Source organism: Methanobrevibacter sp. (genome assembly GCF_045603845.1).
In the GTDB taxonomy this organism is placed as follows: Archaea; Methanobacteriota; Methanobacteria; order Methanobacteriales; family Methanobacteriaceae; genus Methanocatella.
This window is the reverse complement of the sequence record NZ_JAZUMY010000083.1, coordinates 1-21,001: the sequence shown is the minus strand read 5'-3', so window position 1 is coordinate 21,001 and position 21,001 is coordinate 1. Positions and strand designations below refer to the sequence as shown.

At 37.4% G+C, this 21,001-nt stretch carries 13 protein-coding genes; 2 read left to right on the top strand and 11 right to left on the bottom strand.

Features of this window, described 5'->3' with window-relative positions; all coding sequences use genetic code 11:
• Positions 1–16 precede the first annotated feature (16 nt).
• The 5 genes from npdG to mch form a co-directional block, all read right to left on the bottom strand.
• Positions 17–697, bottom strand: a complete 681-nt coding sequence (gene npdG, locus ACKI2W_RS07915) for an NADPH-dependent F420 reductase (RefSeq protein WP_407380929.1) — start codon at positions 695–697, stop codon at positions 17–19.
• Between the two features lie 140 nt (positions 698–837).
• The gene (locus ACKI2W_RS07910) at positions 838–1,386 is read right to left on the bottom strand and encodes a DUF2284 domain-containing protein (protein ID WP_407380927.1); all 549 of its coding nucleotides are present in this window, start codon (positions 1,384–1,386) and stop codon (positions 838–840) included.
• A 104-nt stretch (positions 1,387–1,490) separates the two neighbouring features.
• Positions 1,491–3,779: a hypothetical protein gene (locus tag ACKI2W_RS07905; RefSeq protein ID WP_407380925.1), complete on the bottom strand. Its 2,289-nt coding sequence runs from the start codon at positions 3,777–3,779 to the stop codon at positions 1,491–1,493.
• Positions 3,780–3,882: 103 nt separating this feature from the next.
• On the bottom strand, positions 3,883–4,683 hold the full coding sequence (locus ACKI2W_RS07900; RefSeq protein ID WP_407380923.1) for a DUF4013 domain-containing protein: 801 nt from the start codon (positions 4,681–4,683) through the stop codon (positions 3,883–3,885).
• Positions 4,684–5,020: 337 nt separating this feature from the next.
• Complete coding sequence (gene mch, locus ACKI2W_RS07895) at positions 5,021–5,992, bottom strand: methenyltetrahydromethanopterin cyclohydrolase (protein ID WP_407380921.1); 972 nt, start codon at positions 5,990–5,992, stop codon at positions 5,021–5,023.
• A 258-nt stretch (positions 5,993–6,250) separates the two neighbouring features.
• On the opposite strand from mch, the gene ACKI2W_RS07890 reads away from it, so the two are divergent.
• Positions 6,251–6,511, top strand: a complete 261-nt coding sequence (locus ACKI2W_RS07890; protein ID WP_407380919.1) for a transcriptional regulator — start codon at positions 6,251–6,253, stop codon at positions 6,509–6,511.
• Here the strand turns inward: ACKI2W_RS07890 and ACKI2W_RS07885 are convergent.
• The 3 genes from ACKI2W_RS07885 to rbr form a co-directional block, all read right to left on the bottom strand.
• On the bottom strand, positions 6,508–7,008 hold the full coding sequence (locus ACKI2W_RS07885; protein ID WP_407380918.1) for a nitroreductase family protein: 501 nt from the start codon (positions 7,006–7,008) through the stop codon (positions 6,508–6,510). The genes ACKI2W_RS07890 and ACKI2W_RS07885 overlap by 4 nt on opposite strands.
• A 114-nt stretch (positions 7,009–7,122) precedes the next feature.
• Positions 7,123–8,691, bottom strand: coding sequence for a chloride channel protein (locus ACKI2W_RS07880; RefSeq protein WP_407380916.1), 1,569 nt, complete (start codon positions 8,689–8,691; stop codon positions 7,123–7,125).
• A 127-nt stretch (positions 8,692–8,818) separates the two neighbouring features.
• On the bottom strand, positions 8,819–9,364 hold the full coding sequence (rbr, locus tag ACKI2W_RS07875; protein ID WP_058739370.1) for a rubrerythrin: 546 nt from the start codon (positions 9,362–9,364) through the stop codon (positions 8,819–8,821).
• A gap of 133 nt (positions 9,365–9,497) precedes the next feature.
• Between rbr and ACKI2W_RS07870 the strand changes: the two genes are divergently transcribed.
• Complete coding sequence (locus tag ACKI2W_RS07870; protein ID WP_407380914.1) at positions 9,498–10,613, top strand: acyltransferase; 1,116 nt, start codon at positions 9,498–9,500, stop codon at positions 10,611–10,613.
• A 9-nt stretch (positions 10,614–10,622) separates the two neighbouring features.
• Here the strand turns inward: ACKI2W_RS07870 and ACKI2W_RS07865 are convergent, their stop codons facing one another.
• The 3 genes from ACKI2W_RS07865 to ACKI2W_RS07855 all read right to left on the bottom strand — a co-directional run.
• Positions 10,623–11,138 (bottom strand): GNAT family N-acetyltransferase, encoded by a 516-nt coding sequence (locus ACKI2W_RS07865; RefSeq protein WP_407380912.1) that lies wholly within the window; start codon positions 11,136–11,138, stop codon positions 10,623–10,625.
• Positions 11,122–11,259: a hypothetical protein gene (locus ACKI2W_RS07860; protein WP_407380910.1), complete on the bottom strand. Its 138-nt coding sequence runs from the start codon at positions 11,257–11,259 to the stop codon at positions 11,122–11,124. The genes ACKI2W_RS07865 and ACKI2W_RS07860 overlap by 17 nt, the downstream gene beginning before the upstream one ends.
• 222 nt (positions 11,260–11,481) lie before the next feature.
• Positions 11,482–21,001: Ig-like domain repeat protein (locus ACKI2W_RS07855; RefSeq protein WP_407380908.1), on the bottom strand; the 9,520-nt coding region annotated here is incomplete at its 5' end.

Genomic DNA, 21,001 nt, shown 5'->3' with positions numbered 1-21,001 from the left:
ATAAAAAAGAGTGGAATTAATCGAAGTTAATTCCTGTTATTCTTAATCCGCCATAGTGGGATTTGTATTTTATATTCAATCCGATAAGCAATGGTGTGATTTTTTCAATGATACGTGCCTTTTCAAGGATACCGCAGTCAATGGTTTTGATTCCAGGAATCTTATTGATGAGTTCTGCAGCGGTTGCTTTTGCATCACTGTCATCACCTGCAATCAGACAGTCACAGTCGATTTCTTCAGGAATGTTTGAAAGGTGTGAGTTTGAAATGTTACAGAACGCACAGATTACCTTTGCACCGGTTCCTTCAAGAATGGAAGCAGTCCTTTCAGCAGCTGATCCTTCCATCAGGTCAATGAATCTGAACGGTTTTCCACCAATAGCTGTTTCCAATGGTACTGTTGCATCCATTACGATTTTATCCTTACAGAATTCCTTGATTCCTTCGACAGTTGGTTTTTGAGCAGCCAATGGCACTGTGATGATTAAAATATCACCTTCTTTTGCAGCGTCTTCGTTTGCCATTCCTCTCATGTTTGATAAATCATAGTCTGCCAAGTCTTTTTTTGCTTGTTCAACAACGTCCAAAGCCTTTTCTTCTTTTCTGGAACCTATGATAACATCAACACCTTCAATAGCTAATCTTTCTCCTATTCCAAGACCTTGAGGTCCGGTTCCACCAATTATACTAACTATCATTTTATCACCTATTTTATTATATATAATTTCTATTTAAAATAATTTTTTAATGGAAAATCTGATATATTATTGAAAAATTTTTAATTATATTATACAATTAATGAATATTGTATAAAAAAATCAATAATAATGGAATAAATTTATTTTTTGTCGAAAAAAAGACCCCCAACAAAAATCATATATTCCGGTAAATGGTTATCCTCAGCATAAAGAATCTTTAAACCAAAAATATCTTCAACACATTGATCAACATTGCCGCCTAAAGATTCTATGGAATATCTCATTTTAAATGGCATTTTACAAGGCATTCCAAATTCACGAGTACATTTCATGCATAAATTACATTTGCCCAAGAACAGTCCTAATGAATCTTCATCTTCCAATACATAAATCTCATTCATTAAGCGAATTTTCATACGTTCCACTTTTTTTAAAACAAATTCCAATTCTTTATCTGGAAAAACAGTATTTAACTCTTCATCGTCAAATTCAAGTTTAAAAGCGATGATTTTTAACTTATTGTAAGAGTTCCAAACATCATTTACATCAAAATCAAATGGAGGGCAACTCCAGTTCTTTTCATAATTCTCACAATCTCTACAAAGCCCATGAAATCTTTCAACATCCACATATCTTTCAACAAACTCTTCAACATCAACATCAGCCATGAGTTTAGTAATTCCCTTCATATATAAATATCTTAAAAAAAAAGTTAATAAATATTTCTAATTTAAAAAAAAGAATTAAATCAATCCAATTAAAAAAAAATAAAGAAAAAAAGTTGATTTTTCCATCATAATTTTATTTTTACTGTGTTTCCAACTAATATTTGATTATATGTCGAAGTAATAATGTATTCACCAGGTATTAGATTAATATTTAACCTTGCAACACCATTATCATCTGTCAAACGATTGTAGAATACACCATTGATGTTAAAAGTCACGTTCTGAGCAGGATAAACATTTCCCTGTCCATCCAATAATGTGGCCTTAAACTGCGTTCCGTCACGATATGACATTGAAATGTCGCTTGCATTCAATGTCGGAAGAACGGTGATTTCATTGGAAACAACATTTCCGCCATACATGGCAGTTATGACATATTTTCCGGGATTCAGATTGATATTAAGTTTGGCAAATCCGCTTTCGTTAGTTTTTCTTTCATACATCACACCGTTGATATTGAATGTCACGGTTTCGCCGGCGCCTACAGGATTTCCGTCATCGCCGATTAATTGTACAACATACTGGGAATCGTTTCTGAAGTATTTAACCAAATCGTTATTTTTAGCAATCTTTGGAAGTATCGTGATATTGTTGGAGCATTCCTCACCGGTAACCGGATTGGTTGCGGTAATGATATACCTTCCCTGATTCAGATTCAGATTCAGACGGGCAGTTCCGTTTTCTGAAACCTTGCGGGTGTACATCACGCCGTTGATATTGAATTTAATTTCACTTCCGCCTTCAAGATATTTGCCGTCAAAGCCCCTGAATGTTGCAGCGTATTGGGTCTTGTTTCTGAATATCTTTACCACATCACTTCCGTTTACTGTCGGAAGGACGTTTACTGTAGCTGTTGTGTTGCAGCTCAAGTAATGCTCAAGCTGGGAGTTATAAACAACTTCAACACCATATTTTCCTGAATTGAGGTTAATGGCTATGGAAGACCTTCCGTTTGCATCTGTGGTCCTGTTGTAACTTACATTGTTGAGACTGATCATTACGGACTGGTTGACTAACGGATTTCCGCCAATGTCCTTTAGAAATACGACAAACCTTGTTCCATTATGGTAATACATCTCAACATCTTCTGCAATGAGCTGTGTTTTGACATCATCTGCAATGGTGAAATTCTGAACCTCGTCGTCCAAAGTGACTTTAAGATTTGACAAAGCAAAAACATATTCCCTGTTCAATTCAACCTCTTCAACGCTTGAGTTGACTTCAGCAGTTCCGAAAAGATTAGGAATTTCTGATGCAACGTCTGTTGTGTTTACCCAATAAAGGGCAGTTTTTAGATTATTGTTGTCATTTATTATCCTTAAAACACCGTAAACTGTAGGTTTAGGGCATGTTACCAGATTGTCCCATTCAGGTGTGTTTGAACCCCACCAGTTATTGTTCAAATCAGCCTGTGTCGTCTTTAAAACGCAGGTGTCATCAAGCAGTTTGGAATAAGTGACATTGATTACGCCTTCTTCGATTTCCAAATCGTCACCCATTATTGCCTTGTTTGATTCAAATGTTGATTTGGTGATGTTCAGTGCTGTACTTGCCAGGTTTCCACCGCCGATGAATATGGCTCCCCCATATCCTCCTTCATTAGCCCTGAATGTTGAATTGATGATTTCAAGCTTTGAGGCCCATACGTAAATAGCTCCCCCATAATTGTCATTTCCAAGAGCTGAATTGCGTATAAACGTTGAGTTTATTATTGAAAACCTTTTTCCCTGACCTTTAACCGCACCGCCGTTTCTGGCAGCTGTGTTGTTGATGAAAGTGGAATTTATTATGGTTGCATTTGCCACGTTTGACACCGCACCGCCGTCCCTTCCGAAGGCATCATTTGCCACAAACAATGAATTTACAACGAGCAGATTTCCGCTGTTGTCGATTGCGGCCGCTGAGCGTGCGGAATTGTTTGTAAAAACTGAATTTTCAACATAGAGATTAGCATTGTTCACCACTGCAGCCCCAAAAGAAGTTGAATACGCATTGATGAAAGTCAGATTAATCAAATTTACCTCAGCATTGGAATTATTTACATTGAAAATGATTGATTCATATTTTCCATCCAGTACTGAATCACCCTCACCGATTATCGTGACTGATTTTGTAATATTGATTTTTCCCTGAGCATAAGTTCCGTTCTTTAAAACAATTGTATTTTTCTCATCGCTTACATCGTCCAAGGCTCGGGTGATGTTATAATATGGATGTGAGACGCTTCCGTCCCCGCCGTCATCACCGTCACATGAGACATATATCGTGTCATTGTTTGCAGATACAACAGGCATCACAATGCATATTGATAAAATAAACAATGACAATATCAACAGTTTCTTATTTTTATTCATGATTTTCCTCCAAATACAATATGAAAAAATAGTGTCATTGATAAAAATTTATAAAACTAATGATATTTAAAACTAGTCAAAAAAAAAGAAAAAAGGATTAGGTTTATACATCTGAGTATAATAAACCTAATGCTCTGTTTGAATATAACAGGATAAATGGATAAACGACTAAAGCAGCAATGATAAGTCCTACATAAGGAATAGCTGTAATGAAAGCTCCAATAATTCCAATTATACATGCTATAATCCATAAAACAATTAAAAATGCAATTAATTTTAAAATACCGATTTCTTTAATGTCTGAATATATTTCTCCGACACTGAACGCTTCACCTAATGAATCGTATTTGGCCAGTCTGCATTGAGCAATTGTTTCGAAAAGACCGAATATGATGAATAGAATGATAGCGATAATGGCTGTTATTGCAATTCCAGCAAACAATGAATCCCATACGCTTGATGGAACTGTGCTGAAGATAATACTAATATCAGCGCTGGACCCCATTCTAGCTATTCTTTCACTTGAGAATATTTCAGAAATTGCAGGCATGATGGATATGAATCCTATAATACCGCAAATGATGGTTGGAATAATCATGTAAATAATATTTACAACAAGCACTTTTAAACCATCAACAAAGTTTTTAACCCAGTCAAATGCAGGAATTTCATCATCCAGTTCAATTCCGTTTTTCATTACGCTAAGTGCATAACCCATAAGAAGAATTGAAACTAAAAGAGCGACAATAGCCCATACCATAGAAAATGTTGAGTCAGATACTCCAAACTGAGCGAGTACAAGGACAAGACTTGATATTAAAAAGAGCACTCCAACAATTAACAGTGCTTTATAATCGGATATTGGATATTTTAATGCATCCTTAAAAATTTCGCCAAATTCCATATTTATACACCTTTAATTTAAATTTAATACTCAAAATCGAGTACATTAATATTGTTTAAAATAAGTTGTATATAAATTACATAGGTAATTTTGAGATGCTAATGTCATATTGCATTGAAAAATCGCAATTATTTGAGAAGACATTAGCATATTATGGAATTTTTTCAACAAAGTCAAAACAAAACTTCGTCATATAATAATAGAATTCCTAAAATATTTATAATTAACTAAATAATGGTTAAAAAAAAGTTAAGTTAACTATATTTTGTAAAACTAGCTTGTTTAGAATCGAAAAAATAATAAAAAAAGAGCTATCAGAAAAGATAGCTAATCAAATCTATTCATCTACGCCGAAAGATTTTTTGAGTAAATCTGCGTTAACAAATCCTTCTTTATAGATTTTACCGGTTGTTAAATCATTGATAACAACTTCTGCTGGAGCAAACATTCCTTTATCGATTTTATAGAAGTCAAATTCAGCTTCTTTGAATACATCGAAGAATGGTTTTCCATATCCGTCAGCTGCGGATGATGGTAATTTTGCAGCCACATCAGCAATATCATCGTTTTCATCGGATTCAACGTAGTAGTAAGTTCTTCCACCGAAGAGCACTGCGTCGTTGGTTTTACCCATAGCCTTTAATCCGTCAGGATCAACAGGTGCGATAGGAGCAATACCTGCTGCGTGTTTTACTTTGGTTACGTCAAATTTGATTGCTTCAAGCATTTTGTAGGTACCGTTTTCGACAACTCTTCCTGAAATCTGGATTGAACCGACCAATGAAGAAGTAGGAGCTACAAGCAAGTAAACGTTTTCAACGTCAACGTCACATTCATCAGCGATGTATTGTGCAACATCTTCACCAGGCAATACGTCAGCTTCCAAAGTTAAGATAGCTAAATCAGCATCTTTGTCTTCATAATCGATTTCTTCATAAGTTTCAGCCGGTTTCAATGCGATTGCACGTGCAGGACCGGAACCTAATGCGAAGAAATCTCCTACACTTACAGACCAACCTGCTTTCTGGGATCCTAAAGTTGAAATGGAAGGAGAGTCTGTTTTGATTTTTACAGAAGGAAGTGCGAATTTTTCAGACAGGTCTCCAGGAATTGAAATTCCAACATCTGCGAGTCCTCCGAGACAAACTTTAGTATAAAGTTCACCTGCCTTAAAACTTCCATCTACATTCACACCACAATCTAAAACAGTAGCACCATTTTCTAAAGTTGATACTGCGATGTTTAATGCATCTGCTTTTTCAATCATTACATCTACGGTTTTTTTAGCTTCTAAGTTTACACTTACCATCATTTAACCTCGAATATATAGTAAACTTACAAATAAGTAAGTTATTAATTAGAATTTTAGTTTTATTATTATTTATATTTGCCTAAAATTATCTCTCATGACATCATTGGTGCAAAGGGCACTTCCCCAATACCTGAAAGAAACTAAGGCAAAACAAAAAAATATGTGATTAAGTTATATTCAAACAAATCTAAGCATATTCAAATCAGGATAAAGGCTTATATAAAAATTTTTAAGCCAATAACAAGAATTAATATCATGGACGAAAAAGAGTTATATCGCAAACTGGGGTATATTAAGGTTTCACCGTACCGAACAAACACTCTGAAAAGCATCGGCGATGACATGAAAATGCCCTCAGAAATCGCAAGAGACATCGGCATCAGAACCAGTCAGGTATCAGCGGCACTCGCCGATTTGAAAAAACAGAACCTTGTAGTTTGCGTAAACGAAGAGGTCAGAAAAGGCCGTCTTTACAGATGCACAGACAATGGATTTGAGATTTTAAAGTATCTCTAATACCTGCCATTATGAACCTTTGACTCATCATACCTTAATTTAACATCACCACCAATTGCAGGATAGCCGACACATATTACGGCAAATGGAATGCAATAGTCCGGAATATTCAAATACTCTTTAATTTTCTGACACCTGTCCTCAATCGGATGAAAACCCAACCATACTGCACCCAGACCTTCATAAGTTGCCTGAAGAAGAATGTTTTCACAGCATGCACCCAAATCCTGTTCGATCATGGATTCAAGTTTCGCCTCTTTAAGATTACCCAAAACGACAATGAGTTTTGAAGCTTCAGATGCAGGCTTTGCGAATCTGTGCATTTGAGAAACTGCAATCTTATCTTCATTATCTTCGATTACAATGAACTCCCAGGCCTGCTGATTGCATGCGGAAGGTGCCTGCATTGAGGCTTTGAGAAGATTTTCAATCTGTGTATCACTTACCTCTTCATCGAGAAATTTTCTGATGCTTTGCCTTTCAAAAATCGGATTCATTATATCACATTTACCTATAATTATTTTAATATTTGATGATAAATCACTTAATTTAATTTATGATGTAATTAATTTAATCAGTTTTAAGATGAACTTTCCAAAATATAATCGAGCTCATATATGTTTGCCGTTGATAATCTCTTCAATTTCACGATTTGCATACGGAAAATCATTGACATCAGTCAGAATATGGATCTGATCACCATAGTTAATCTTGAAGTCCTCCTTGGCAATGACATAACTGCCGTTTCTTATGACTGACACCACAATAGAGTTTTTAGGGAAAGGAATGTTTTTAATCTCCACTCCAATGTATTTGCATTCCAGAGGAACGACATACTCCGAAAAGACATGGCGTGAAGGCACCGGAGTGAACTTTTCCTGACGCCTGTTCAATAATCTCTCAAGAAGAGCCTCATAAATCGGTTCATTTCCAAGCAGAGTCGGAACAATATACGCTATCAGACAGACCACAAGCATGGATATGAGAGCTTCCGTTGAACCGCACATCTCAGACAAAAGGACAATTCCTGTAATCGGTGAGCGGACAGTTGCGGTGAAAAATCCGGCCATTGAAATAATGATGAACTTATATATTAATATGCTTTCAAGCCCGCAGATCGGAATGAAAACTGATGCGAAAATGGCACCGATATAAGCACCCAATACCAATATAGGCAGAAATATTCCTCCAGGAGCTCCTGATGAAAATGAAAATATTGAAAACAGTGCCTTGGCAACGAAATAAACAAGAAGCAGAGCCAGTGAAGGCATTGCAACATCAAGCATTCCCATCATATAATGTCCGCCGTCGCTGATTTCAGGCATTACAAGAGCTATTACACCTGACACCACAAAGACTATGATGAATTTAACTTCCAGGCTCAAATTGGGAATTTTAGCCCATAAATCCTCTGCCTTAATCATTCCCACATTATAAAGATAGCCGAGCAGGCCCAAAACCACACCGAGCAAAATCAAAAGCCAGTAGGATGACAGCGGAATATTGGCTATGGGAAAAGACAGCACAGTTGACTGGCCGAAAATCAGCTTTGATATAAAATCGGAAACTATTGCTGATACAAGCGCAACAAACACCAGTGTCTTGTCAAATCCATGGTTAATCTCTTCAAGAATAAAGATAACTCCTGCCAGAGGGGCATTGAATGCAGCTGTAATACCCACTGCAGATCCCACTAGAACCAGCCTTAACTCATCGGTTTTGGATTCCTTGAATATTTTGGAGACTCCCTTACCTGCCATAGCACCGATTTGAACGGAAGGACCTTCAGGACCAAGGGACAGACCTCCCAAAGCAGTGAAGACACCTCCAAGGATTTTGGCAAATAGCGTCTTATACCAGTTGACGTCCATGAATCCCTTAAGCTCCGCATTAACCTGTGGAATTCCGCTTCCCCGGGCATCACTTTCCCACCTCATCAGGTAAGCCGTCAGCAATGCCAGAATTATCAGGAATACAAAAAATAGAATAATATAAAGTATATTGCCATTAATAATGCTTAAATAGCCTCTTAAAATGTCTTCAGAGCCATTTAAAAGGAATCTGTATAAACATACCATCAAACCAGAGAAAACACCGACTAGAATACCCTGTATAGTTAATTTAAAAACATGCCTCGGATTTTCCACAATTGACCTGAATGTTTTTTGCACTTCCTTCATTGATATGATATTGGCTTTTATAAATTAAATAATTTTAGAATATAACAAGAGATTTTTTACACAGTTAATATTTCACCGAAATCCTGATTTTCGAAAAAATAAGTAAAAAAAGAAATGAAAAGAAGATTTAGATATAGCTTTCATCTTTTTTTCTGAAGTGAGCCTGAGGATGGTCACATAGAGGACATACTTCAGGAGCTTCTTTTCCGTAGTGTATGTATCCGCAGTTATTACATTTCCATGCAATTTCCTCATCTTTCTTAAAGACTTTGTCTGCTGCAATTTTTTCAGATAAAGCGTTGTATCTTTCTTCGTGAGCTTTTTCAGTAGCTGCTGCAGCATCGAATAACTCTGCAATGTCATCCAAACCTTCTTCACGTGCAGTTTGTGCAAATTCCTTATACATTACAGTCCATTCTTCATGTTCACCGGCTGCCGCATCTGCAAGGTTATCTGTTGTAGGTGGTACTTTACCGCCGTTCAATAATTTAAACCAGATTTTAGCGTGCTCTTTTTCATTGTCGGATGATTCCTGGAAAATCTCCTTAATTTCAACATAACCGTCTTTTTTAGCCTGGGATGCGTAAAATTCGTATTTTACACGTGCCTGGGATTCGCCTGCAAGTGCAGCTTTTAAATTTTCTTCAGTTTTTGTACCTTTTAAATCTGCCATTATATCATCTCCGATACAAATGTATCTAGAAATACCTTTGTCAATAATAGAATATAATTGTTGTTTTAATCAGGCAGTTTGTATTCACTTTCAAGATTAATTATTTATATGATTCCAATGAAAATAATATTTAATGAATGTAAAGAAACAAAGAATTATTTATCTCGATTATCTCAAAGTGCTGGCTATTTTTTCAATAATTGCAATGCACATCACGTCATTTTTCTCACAGGTCGAAATGCTGAACATCCAATTGCATCTTATTTCACAGATTGGAAGATTTGCAGTTCCGATATTTCTGATGGTATCAGGCGTACTGCTGATAAACAGAGACTATCCTTCATTTAAGGACTTTTTTGTTCCGAAAACCGTTAAAATAACACTGCCATATATCTTCTGGGTAATAGTCATTATATTATTAAGCTTTTATTACAATAACGTTACTTCACTGGATTTCAATGCCTTTTCCATAATGTTCAATTCATTTTTCAGCTTTGGAATCCTATGGTACTTCTGGATGATGATCGGCGTTTATCTGGCCATTCCGATAATTAACGAATATGTCAAAAACAAGGGGCTTGAAGGGATAAGGTATTTCCTGATAATAGCTGTAATTGCATCAGTAATCTATCAGTGCTGTAACATATTCCAAATCGAAACATATCTGGACTTCAGATTCTTTATCGGACCTATATTCTATATCCTGCTTGGTTACTACCTGCACAACAGGGATTTCGGCATTTCTGCAAATAGGATGATTTTGATTTGCGCTGTGATGTTTATAGCCTTGTCTGTAGTCAAAACATCATTAAATGTGATTCCTTCAAACGTTACGATATTCTATGCCCTGAACAATCATTCATTCAATGCTGGAGCCAACGTATTTCTAAACAGCTTTCTGGATGTCGGAATCATAGAGGTGCTCCATGCAAGTTCACTGTTCCTGTTATTGAAATACTTAAGTCTGGAAACACTGACTGGCATTGCATCATATATCAAAAGGATTGTCTTTTCAAAACCGTTATCTCGAATAGGCACTTCAATTTCAAGGTCAACCTGGGGAATATACTGTTCACATGCAATATTTCTAATAATCCTACCAGGATATCTCACAGATGTTCATTTAAGCGGGACAAACACTGCAATTTTGATATTGGCTTTATCTTTAGGCGTGTTAATTATAGGTCATGTCATCACATTAGCCTTAAGCAAAATTCCTTATTTAGATAAGATTTCAGGATACAGCTGATCCTGATTTTTAATCTTTCTTTTCAAGCTTCATTGCAACTTCCCTGAAATATTCATGATTATAATTTTCATTAACCATATCCGAATAGTATTTGAAGCCTAACTTTTCAAGAACCCTCATGGATTGAGCATTTCCAACTTTGTATGTTGCATATATCTGTGAAACATTCAAATCATTAAATGCATGACTGATTAAGACTTCGGATGCCTCAGCCGCATAACCGTTTCCCCAATGCTCCTCGCCAATCCAGTAGCCGAGTTCACAGGCGCCTTCACCCCACCAGTGATTCGTGCCGGGATGAAAGAGAAATCCCACACATCCTATTGGAATATCATCCTTGACAACAGCATAAGTTTCTTTTTTTGAAAATACAGTTTTAATGATGTTTAAGCTATCTTCAATGCTTTCATGAGGTGGCCATCCGGCAATTGGCCCGACATTCGGATTTTTGGCAAAATGATAAAGACATTTTGCATCGCTTTTCCTCCACGGCCTTAAAATCAAATTTTTAGTTTTGAAAATCATTAATTCCATCCCACTTGAGATTATAATATAATATCGCCTGAAAATCCAATCCTGCGTATGTGTACATGCCATCTCCGACAATTACATAATATTCACCGGATGAAGATTGAATAACACCCATTTCATCCTGACCGATACCTGTTTTTCAATAGTCTCAAATTATATCTGAATGATCATATTCGGCAACTTCCCCATGAATTTCATCCATTGTTAATTGATAACTTGCACTGGAAGGGAATACTTTTCATTAGATTAATAACAACACAATTATCTTTTTGTTGTCAACAATATCGCCAAATTAAAAAAAAAAGTGAAAAAAAATAATCAGGATTCATTAATCCAATTATTTTTTAAATCTTCTCACTTGGGAAGATCCGAAAATCAATATTATCAATAACAGAATTAATATTGGGTTTCCTGTTTGATGGTCAGCTAAGCTAACTTCTCCATAAACTTTTACAGGATGTTTGTCTGTTCCGTTGTTGTCTGAATGAGAATCTGTAACTACAATTTCAGTTACGGTTGCATTTGCAAGATATTTGTCATCACCGGAGTAATAAACGACAACACTATGTTCTCCAACAACCAGTCCAGGTATGGAAAATACAACTTTACCGTTAACGACAGGTTCAGTGTATGATTTTCCATCGACAACAATTGTCACATTACCAGTTGCATCTTCAGGCAAGTTTACAACAACTGTTCCATCATTATTGACCTCGATTACATCGCCTGCAGCTGAAATCGGAGGTTTGTATTTGGATACTGTGAAGGATACCGTGTCATTGCTTGATAAGTATTTTTCATCACCGACATAAAGTATTCTTCCTGTGTAGTTGCCTGCAGGAAGGTCTGGAATGGAAATCTTTGCAGTATCATTTTCAATCTCGGCTGAGTATAATATGCCATCAACTTCAAACAGTACCTGGCCTGTTGCATCGCTAGGAACGGTTGCAGTTATTATTTCAGTAGTTCCTACAAGAATGTTATTGGATGCTCCATAGACAAGTGAAGGGACTTTAAGCACTTCAAACTGTCCGGTAGTGAAGTTTTCAACATAGCTATTATCACCGTAATATTTGACGGCAACAGTCTTGTTTCCGTATGTGAGACCTTCAACTTCGAATACTGCCTTACCATCTTTGACTGTTGATGTATATTCCCTTGCATTTATTTCAATGGTTACGTTGCCCGTTGCATCATCTGGAAGAGTGACTGTCACATATTCAGTTTCACCCACATAAATGTCATGTGCTTCAACGCTTATTGGAGTAAAACGTTTAGGAATTTCAACCGTGGAATTGATTGTCTTAGGGAGATACATGTCATCACCTGAATAGGTAACTTCAATGTCATGTCTGCCCGGCGGAGCATTGTCCAATGTTATAATGGCTGATCCGTTTTCAACAATTCCTGTATATGTTTCATTTCCAAGTCTGATTGTTACGTTACCTGTAGCATCACAAGGCACTTTTACGACAACAGTACCGTTATGCTGGTCAAATACCTGCATGTTGCTTTCAACGTTGACAACTCTGAAAGTGGTTGAATTTACTGCAGGCAAGTATTTTGCATCACCATTGTACCTTGCAGTGACAACATATTCTCCTTTAGGAAGGCCGGTTATTACAATTTCGCCTTTTCCGCCGCTGATTGCAACTGAATACATATCTCCTTCTGAATAAGTGGCGGACAATATTCCAGTGTCTAAATTGAAGTTGTACTCTTCACCATCGATGATTAACGTTACATTACCTGTTGCGTCAACCGGAACAGTTACTCTGATTGTTTCAAGCTCTCCGACATAAATGTCATGTGCTTGCGGAATAACAAATGATTTGACCTTATTGACGTTGAACTGTGAGACATCCGTGCTTCCAAGGTATTTGTCATCACCCATGTATGTGAGATTTACATTGTATATTCCGCTAGGAATACGAGGTATTTGTGCTGTTCCAACACCGTTAGTCATGTTTACATAGTATCCCACACCATCAATGTCAATCAGCACTTGGCCAGATGCATCGCCAGGACCGTAAACTGTGATTGTGACATTTTCACCGACTTCCAAGTCCTCAATTGTTGAAGTTAATGTGGAAGGACGTTTGGATACTTTGAACTGACCTGTGGTTGCATTGTGAGTGTAATACTTATCTCCGTTGTAAATGACGGATATAGTCTTATCTCCAGCAGCCAAATCGCCGACAGTGAATGTTGCTTTACCACCGATGATTTCTTCAGTGTATGAAACACCGTTGATTTCAATTGTAATGTTTCCGGTTGCATTTTCAGGAACACTGACTGTAATTACGGCGTTTTTACCGACATAGACATCTTTTACATCAACTGTTATTGGAGTGTCAACATCAGATACTTCAATTGATGAATCTTTTGCTGAACCGCTGTGGGTATCGTCACCGGAGTATATTACCTCAATGTCATGGGTTCCGGCACTTACATTGTCTAAAGTTACAACAGCCATTCCGTCAATTACCTCTGCAGTGTAGTTTTGACCGTCAACAGTAACGGTTACATTACCTGTTGCATTATCACCGACAAAGACAACTACAGTGCCGTTTCCTTGGTCAACCACCTTAATGTCAGGAGTTGATTTAGCCTTTTCAACTGTGAAATTGCCGACTGTGTAATTGGAAGCGTAATTATCGTCACCAGGATACTCGACAATAACTGATTTATCACCGGCAGTCAAATCATCGATTTCAACAACTGCCTTGCCGTCTTTGATTTCAGCAGAGTATTTTTTACCGTCAATAGTCACGGTGACATTGCCTGTAGCATTTTCAGGAACTTCAACAGTGACAATTACAGGTTCGTCCTCTTTTGCCTCACCGACAGTTACATTGATTTGTGAATCGTATTTAGGACCATTGACAACCGCAGGAACTGTAGCGTTGGTGTGAGTATCGTCACCAGGATATATCACTTCAATTGTGTTGTTTCCTGGAACCAGATTGTCCAATGTGACAGTAGCTGTGCCGTTTACAATTTCGGCAGTGTAGTTTTGATCTCCAACTTTAACCGTCACGTTTCCGGTTGCATTGTTTGGAACGACAATCACAACTGTACCGTTTCCTTTATCAACGACATAAACTTCAGAAGTTTCTTTGGCTTTATCGACTGTGAAATCGGAAGTTGTGTAGTTTGAAGCGTAGTTTTCATCACCGTCATATTCCACAAGTATTGTTTTCGGACCTGCAGTGAGGTTTTCAACTTCAACAGTAGCTGTGCCGTTTATTACTTCAGCTGTGTATTTCTGACCGTCGATGGTTACAGTGACATTGCCTGTAGCATTTTCAGGAACGGTAATTGTTACAGTAGCGTTTTCACCTTCTTTTACTTCTGAAATAGTTACATTGATAGGAGTTTCGTATTTAGGAGCTGTGATATTGCCATTGGCTGTAGCGTTAGTGTGAGTATCATCACCAGAATATATTACTTCAATATCGTGAGTTCCCGGAGTAACATTATCTAAAGTAACAACAGCAGTACCGTTAACAACCTCAGCAGTATAATTCTGACCGTCAACAGTGACAGTTACATTACCAGTAGCATTATCACCAACAATGACAACAACAGTGCCGTTTCCTTGGTCAACCACCTTAATGTCAGGAGTGACTTTAGCCTTCTCAACAGTGAAATTGCCAACAGTGTAATTGGAAGCGTAATTATCGTCACCAGGATACTCAACAATAACTGATTTAGGTCCGGCAGTCAAGTTTTCTACAACAACAGTAGCAGTACCATTATCAACAACAACAGAATATTTCTGACCGTCAATTATGACAGTAATATTACCAGTAGCATTACCAGGAACAATAACAGTAATATTTGTAGGTTCGCCCTCTTTAGCCTCACCAACAGTCACGTTAATAGGTGAATCATATTTAGGGGAAGTAATATTTGCATTAGCTGTAGCATTAGTGTGAGTATCGTCACCGGAGTATATTACCTCAATATCGTGAGTTCCAGGAGTAACATTATCTAAAGTAACAACAGCAGTACCATTAACAATCTCAGCAGTGTAGTTTTGACCGTCAACAGTAACAGTCACATTACCAGTAGCATTATCACCGACAACAACCACAACCGTATTATTTCCTAAATCAACAACAGAAATATCAGGGGTGACTTTAGCTTTCTCAACCGTCATATTTCCAATAGTGTAATTAGCAGTGAAGTTATCATCACCGAGATATTCAACTGCAACAGTGTGATTGCCAGCAGAAAGATTTTCAACAGTTACAATGGCTTTGCCTGTTTCAGGATCAATCATTCCAATATGGTTTTCACCGCCAACATAAACAATAACATCACCGGTAGCACCAAGAGGAACCTCAACAGTGATTACAACAGGTTCGCCCTCTTTAGCCTCACCGACAGTCACATTAATTGGTGAATCATATTTAGGACCGTTAATTACGGCAGGAACAGTAGCATTAGTGTGAGTATCATCACCAGAGTAAATTACTTCAACAGTATTGTTTCCAGGAACCAAATTACCAACATCAACAACAGCAGTACCGTTAACAACAGTAGCATTAAACTCTTTATCACCCACTTTAACAGTCACATTACCGGTTGCGTTATCACCAACAACAACCACAACAGTGCCGTTACCTAAATCAACAACACTAATGTCAGGAGTGATTTTGGCCTTCTCAACAGTGAAATTGCCGACAGTGTAATTGGAAGCGTAATTATCATCACCGGAATACTCAACAATGATTGATTTATCACCGGCAGTCAAGTTTTCCACAACAACTGTAGCAGTACCATTATCAACAACAGCAGAGTATTTCTGACCGTCAATTATGACAGTGACATTACCGGTAGCATTACCAGGAACAGTAACAGTCACAGTAACATTTTCACCCTCTTTAGCCTCACCGACAGTCACGTTAATTGGTGAATCATATTTTAATCCTTCAATAACCGCAGGAACAGTAGCATTAGTGTGAGTATCATCACCAGAGTAAATTACTTCAACAGTATTGTTTCCAGGAACTAAATTACCAACATCAACAACAGCTGTACCGTTAATAACTTCGGCAGTGAAGTTTTGATCACCAACAGTAACAGTCACATTACCAGTAGCGTTACCGCCAACAACAACCACAACAGTACCGTTGCCTTGATCAACAACCACAATGTCCGGAACAATCATAGCTTTCTCAACAGTGAAATTACCAACTGTGTAATTAGCAGTGAAGTTATCATCACCGGAATACTCAACAATGATTGATTTATCACCAGCTGTCAGGTTCTCAACAACAACAGTAGCAGTACCATTATCAACAACAGCAGAGTATTTCTGACCATCAATAATCACAGTAACATTACCTGTAGCATTACCAGGAACAGTAACAGTCACAGTAACATTTTCACCCTCTTTAGCCTCACCAACAGTCACATTAATAGGAGTGTCATATTTAGGAGAAGTAATATTAGCATTAGCTGTAGCATTAGTGTGAGTATCATCACCGGAGTATATTACTTCAATTTCATGAGTTCCAGGAGTCACATTATCCAAAGTAACAACAGCAGTACCGTTAACAACAGTAGCATTAAACTCTTTATCACCAACTTTAACAGTTACATTACCAGTAGCATTATCACCGACAACAACCACAACAGTATTATTTCCTAAATCAACAACAGAAATATCAGGAGTGACTTTAGCCTTCTCAACCGCCATATTTCCAATAGTGTAATTAGCAGTGAAGTTATCATCACCGAGATATTCAACCGCAACAGTGTGATTGCCAGCAGAAAGATTCTCAACGGTTACAAAGGCTTTGCCTGTTTCAGGATCAATTGTTCCAGTATGGTTTTCACCGCCGACATAAACAATGACATCACCAGTGGCACCAAGAGGAACTTCAACAGTGATTACAACAGGTTCACCTTCCTTAGCCTCACCGACAGTCACGTTAATTGGTGAATCATATTTTAATCCTTCAATAACCGCAGGAACAGTACCATTAGTATGAGTATCATCACCTGAATAGATTACTTCAACAGTATTGTTTCCAGGAACTAAATTACCAACATCAACAATAGCAGTGCCATTAATTACATCAGCAGTGAAGTTTTGATCACCAACTTTAACAGTCACATTACCTGTTGCATTACCGCCGACAACAACCACAACAGTGCCGTTTCCTTGGTCAACAACCACAATGTCCGGAACAATCATAGCTTTCTCAACAGTGAAATTACCAACTGTGTAATTAGCAGTGAAGTTATCATCACCGGAATACTCAACAATAACTGATTTAGGACCGGCAGTCAAGTTCTCAACAACAACAGTAGCAGTACCATTATCAACAACAGCAGAGTACTCCTTACCATCAATAATCACAGTAACATTACCAGTAGCATTACCATGAACAGTAACAGTCACAGTAACATTTTCACCTTCCTTAGCCTCACCGACAGTCACGTTAATAGGTGAATCATATTTTGGAATTGTTGCAGTTGCATTTGTAGTTGCATTTGCATAATTATCGTCACCGGAATAGATTACTTCAATATCGTGAGTTCCAGGAGTTACATTTTCCAAAGTAACAACAGCAGTACCGTTAACAACAGTAGCATTGAACTCTTTATCTCCAACTTTAACAGTCACATTACCAGTAGCGTTACCGCCGACAACAACCACAACAGTGCCGTTTCCTTGATCGATGACAACAGGTTCAGGAGTTACTTTTACGTCTTCAACAGTAATGCTTGTGTTTGTATTGTTGGATGAATATTTGTAATCTCCAAGGTAAGTTGCATTGACCTTATATTCACCGGCTTTAAGGCCAGTTATGTTGAATTGAGCCAATCCTTCAGTAATGTTGGCATAGTAATGATTATCACCAATATCAAGTAATATCTGACCGGTAGTGCCATTAGGCAAGGTTACATTGATTCGTTCGATTTCTCCAACTTTTGAGTTTGTTACGTTGATTGTGATTGGAGCATCGTTTTTGTCAACTCTGAATACTGAGGATGCTTCTGATGCATTGTACATGTCGTTTCCATAGTAGAATGCAGTTACATTATATTCTTTTGCACCTAAATTAGGAACAGTAATTGTAAGATTAGTTTCATTTACTTTATATTCAACACCATTTACGAATACTGAAATATTGCCGGTAGCGTCACCAGGTTTCAATTCAAGATCGATTGTTACGTTTTCGCCAACAGTAATATTTCTAATTTCTTTGATTGAAATTTCTGAGCTTAATTTGTATACGTTAAAGTCATCCGTACCTTCATGTAGGATTACTTTACTTCCGTTAGTTTCAATATAATAAGCGTAAACATCATAATGTCCTGCTTCTAATTTAGGTAATGTTAAATGAGCAATGCTTGATTCGATACCATATATTGCACTAACTTCTTCCAAAGTTGCATTTCTAGTTAAAATTACTCCACTTGCATTGCTTATTATTACAGTTACTTCATCACCTAAATGGTTACCTTCAACAATGATGGAAATTGTTTCATTTACATTGACAGGAACATTTCCTCCATCAATTACATATAAATCATTAGCATTATCATATACTTCCAAATCAGTTTCATTTGTGCTTGTGAGGTATTTGTCATCACCGAGGTAAGTTGCAGTCACATTGTATTTTCCGATGCCTAAGTAATCAATTAATAAGTTACCTTTTCCATCATTCACATAGATGGTATAAGTCTTGTTGTAAGTTTCATTTGATATAGTTATGTTAACTTTACCTGTTGCATCTAATGTTTCAACAGTTATGTTAATTGAAGTTCCATTAGCTATTATTCCATCGTTAGCTATTGTTAAATTAATACTTGATTCAACTTTATTAACTTTAATCAATTGAGTATTGTTAATGCTTGAAAGGTATTGGTCATCTCCAAGGTAAGTCACATTTACCCTGTAAGTTGTGTTGCCAAGACCTGCGATTACAACTGATCTTGCACCTGAAGTGAGGTTGATTGTGTAGTTGTTTCCGCCGACATTTACAATTACATATCCTGTAGCATTGGATGGAACTTCAACACTGACAGTAGCATTTTCGCCAACATGGATTGTATCATTGACAGTTACATTCACATATGAGCTGCGTTTAGTTACTGTGAAGTTGGCTGTAGTTGAATTTGCCACATACCTGTTGTCTCCGCCATAGCTTGCAACAATTGTCTTGTTGCCGAATGTTACGGATGGGATGTAGATTGTAGCATTGCCTTTATTATCAGTTACGTTAGTGTATTTTTTGCCGTTGATTTCAACAGTTACTGTTTTTGCATTAATGTCATCAGGCAGGCTTACAATAACTTCAACAGTGTCTCCAACCTTGATGTTGTCATTTACGACTGTAATGTTGATTGGAGTGTCAACTTTAGATACCCAGTAAGCGGTTGTTACAGTCTGGTTTGCATATTTTGCATCGACCAGTGTAGCGTTTACAATGTATCTGCCTGCAACATCTTTGGTTACATTCAGTTTGGCTACACCATGATCAACTGTAGCATTTCCTGCCCAGGTGCCGTTTACATAGATTACAACCTTACCTGTTGCATCCAATGGCACGTTGACAACAATTGTTGTGTTTTCACCGACGAATGTGTCGTTTGCACTTGCATTCATGCCATATGAAGCCACTTTAGTTACTGTCAATCCGTTTTCAAGAAGTTCTGATGCATTGGTGTAGTTGTTATCACCGGCATATGTAGCTGTGATGTTGTATTTGCCCACAGGCAATACATCAACAGTGAATGTTGCAATGCCGTCAATAATATCTGCAGTGTAGTTTTTGCCGTCTACAGTAATGTTCATCTTGCCCGTAGCGGTAGTGTTGATTATTACGATTGCGCTTGCATTGTTCAATGCATCTACACTTGCTTCATTGATTATGATTACAGGAGTTGCTTTTGCAACCTCAGCAGCCTTATCGGTGCCATTAACGTTGTATTTTGTATCACCTGAGTAGTCTGCATAGACAGTGTAGTTATCAGCGGCCAATCCTTCAACAATCCAGTTGACCTTACCGTGATTAACAGGCAATGTTATGTTTAAAGTGTCATTGATTCTGATTGTGATGAATCCTTCGGCTTCCTCAGTCACGTTTACGGTAATATTGAGTTTTTCACCATATTTAATGCTTTCAACAGTTATGTTAATTGTAGTGTTGTGCTTGTCTACAGCGAACTTGTCAGTAGTTGAGTTAGCCACATATTTGTAGCTTCCGCCGTATTTTGCAACAACAGTCTTATTACCATAATCCAATCCAGATACGACAAATCTGGCAACGCCGTCAGCATATGATTGAGCATCATATGATTTGCCGTTGATTTCAATAGTTACATTGTCACTTGGAGCGGTTACGTTAATGTAGGCCACATCATCTACAAGAATGGATTCGACATCAATATCGAGAGGTGAATCATGTTTGAATACATAATAGTTAGTTGTTACAGTTTTATTTGCATATTTACCGTCAGTGAATGTTGCGTTAACTACGTATTTGCCTGCAGCAGCTTTGCTTACGTTCAATTTAGCTACACCTTGGCTTACTGTAGCATTTCCTGCCCAGGTACCGTTCACATAAATGGATACATTTCCGCTTGCATCTGAAGGGAGATTTACTACAATAGTAGTGTTGACATCCACTTTCGTGTCGTTTGCAGTTACATTCATGGTGTAACATACGAATTTATGGACATTTACCATATTATCTTGTGTTACTGATGCATTTGTGAAGTTCTTATCACCAGTGTAGTTGGCAAATACTGAGTAGTTGCCTTCATTCAGTTTATCAATAGGGATTCTGGCTACACCATTTACGATTTCACCGGAATAGTTCTTATTGTTT

Excerpts from the sequence above, each read along its gene's own strand:
- ACKI2W_RS07885 (WP_407380918.1), bottom strand. The coding sequence starts at position 7,008 with ATGAATCCGATTTTTGAAAGGCAAAGCATCAGAAAATTTCTCGATGAA.
- ACKI2W_RS07900 (WP_407380923.1), bottom strand. The coding sequence starts at position 4,683 with ATGGAATTTGGCGAAATTTTTAAGGATGCATTAAAATATCCAATATCC.
- rbr (WP_058739370.1), bottom strand. The coding sequence starts at position 9,364 with ATGGCAGATTTAAAAGGTACAAAAACTGAAGAAAATTTAAAAGCTGCA.
- ACKI2W_RS07880 (WP_407380916.1), bottom strand. The coding sequence starts at position 8,691 with ATGAAGGAAGTGCAAAAAACATTCAGGTCAATTGTGGAAAATCCGAGG.
- ACKI2W_RS07870 (WP_407380914.1), top strand. The coding sequence starts at position 9,498 with ATGAATGTAAAGAAACAAAGAATTATTTATCTCGATTATCTCAAAGTG.
- mch (WP_407380921.1), bottom strand. The coding sequence starts at position 5,992 with ATGGTAAGTGTAAACTTAGAAGCTAAAAAAACCGTAGATGTAATGATT.
- ACKI2W_RS07890 (WP_407380919.1), top strand. The coding sequence starts at position 6,251 with ATGGACGAAAAAGAGTTATATCGCAAACTGGGGTATATTAAGGTTTCA.
- ACKI2W_RS07860 (WP_407380910.1), bottom strand. The coding sequence starts at position 11,259 with ATGGGTGTTATTCAATCTTCATCCGGTGAATATTATGTAATTGTCGGA.
- npdG (WP_407380929.1), bottom strand. The coding sequence starts at position 697 with ATGATAGTTAGTATAATTGGTGGAACCGGACCTCAAGGTCTTGGAATA.
- ACKI2W_RS07905 (WP_407380925.1), bottom strand. The coding sequence starts at position 3,779 with ATGAATAAAAATAAGAAACTGTTGATATTGTCATTGTTTATTTTATCA.
- ACKI2W_RS07865 (WP_407380912.1), bottom strand. The coding sequence starts at position 11,138 with ATGATTTTCAAAACTAAAAATTTGATTTTAAGGCCGTGGAGGAAAAGC.
- ACKI2W_RS07910 (WP_407380927.1), bottom strand. The coding sequence starts at position 1,386 with ATGAAGGGAATTACTAAACTCATGGCTGATGTTGATGTTGAAGAGTTT.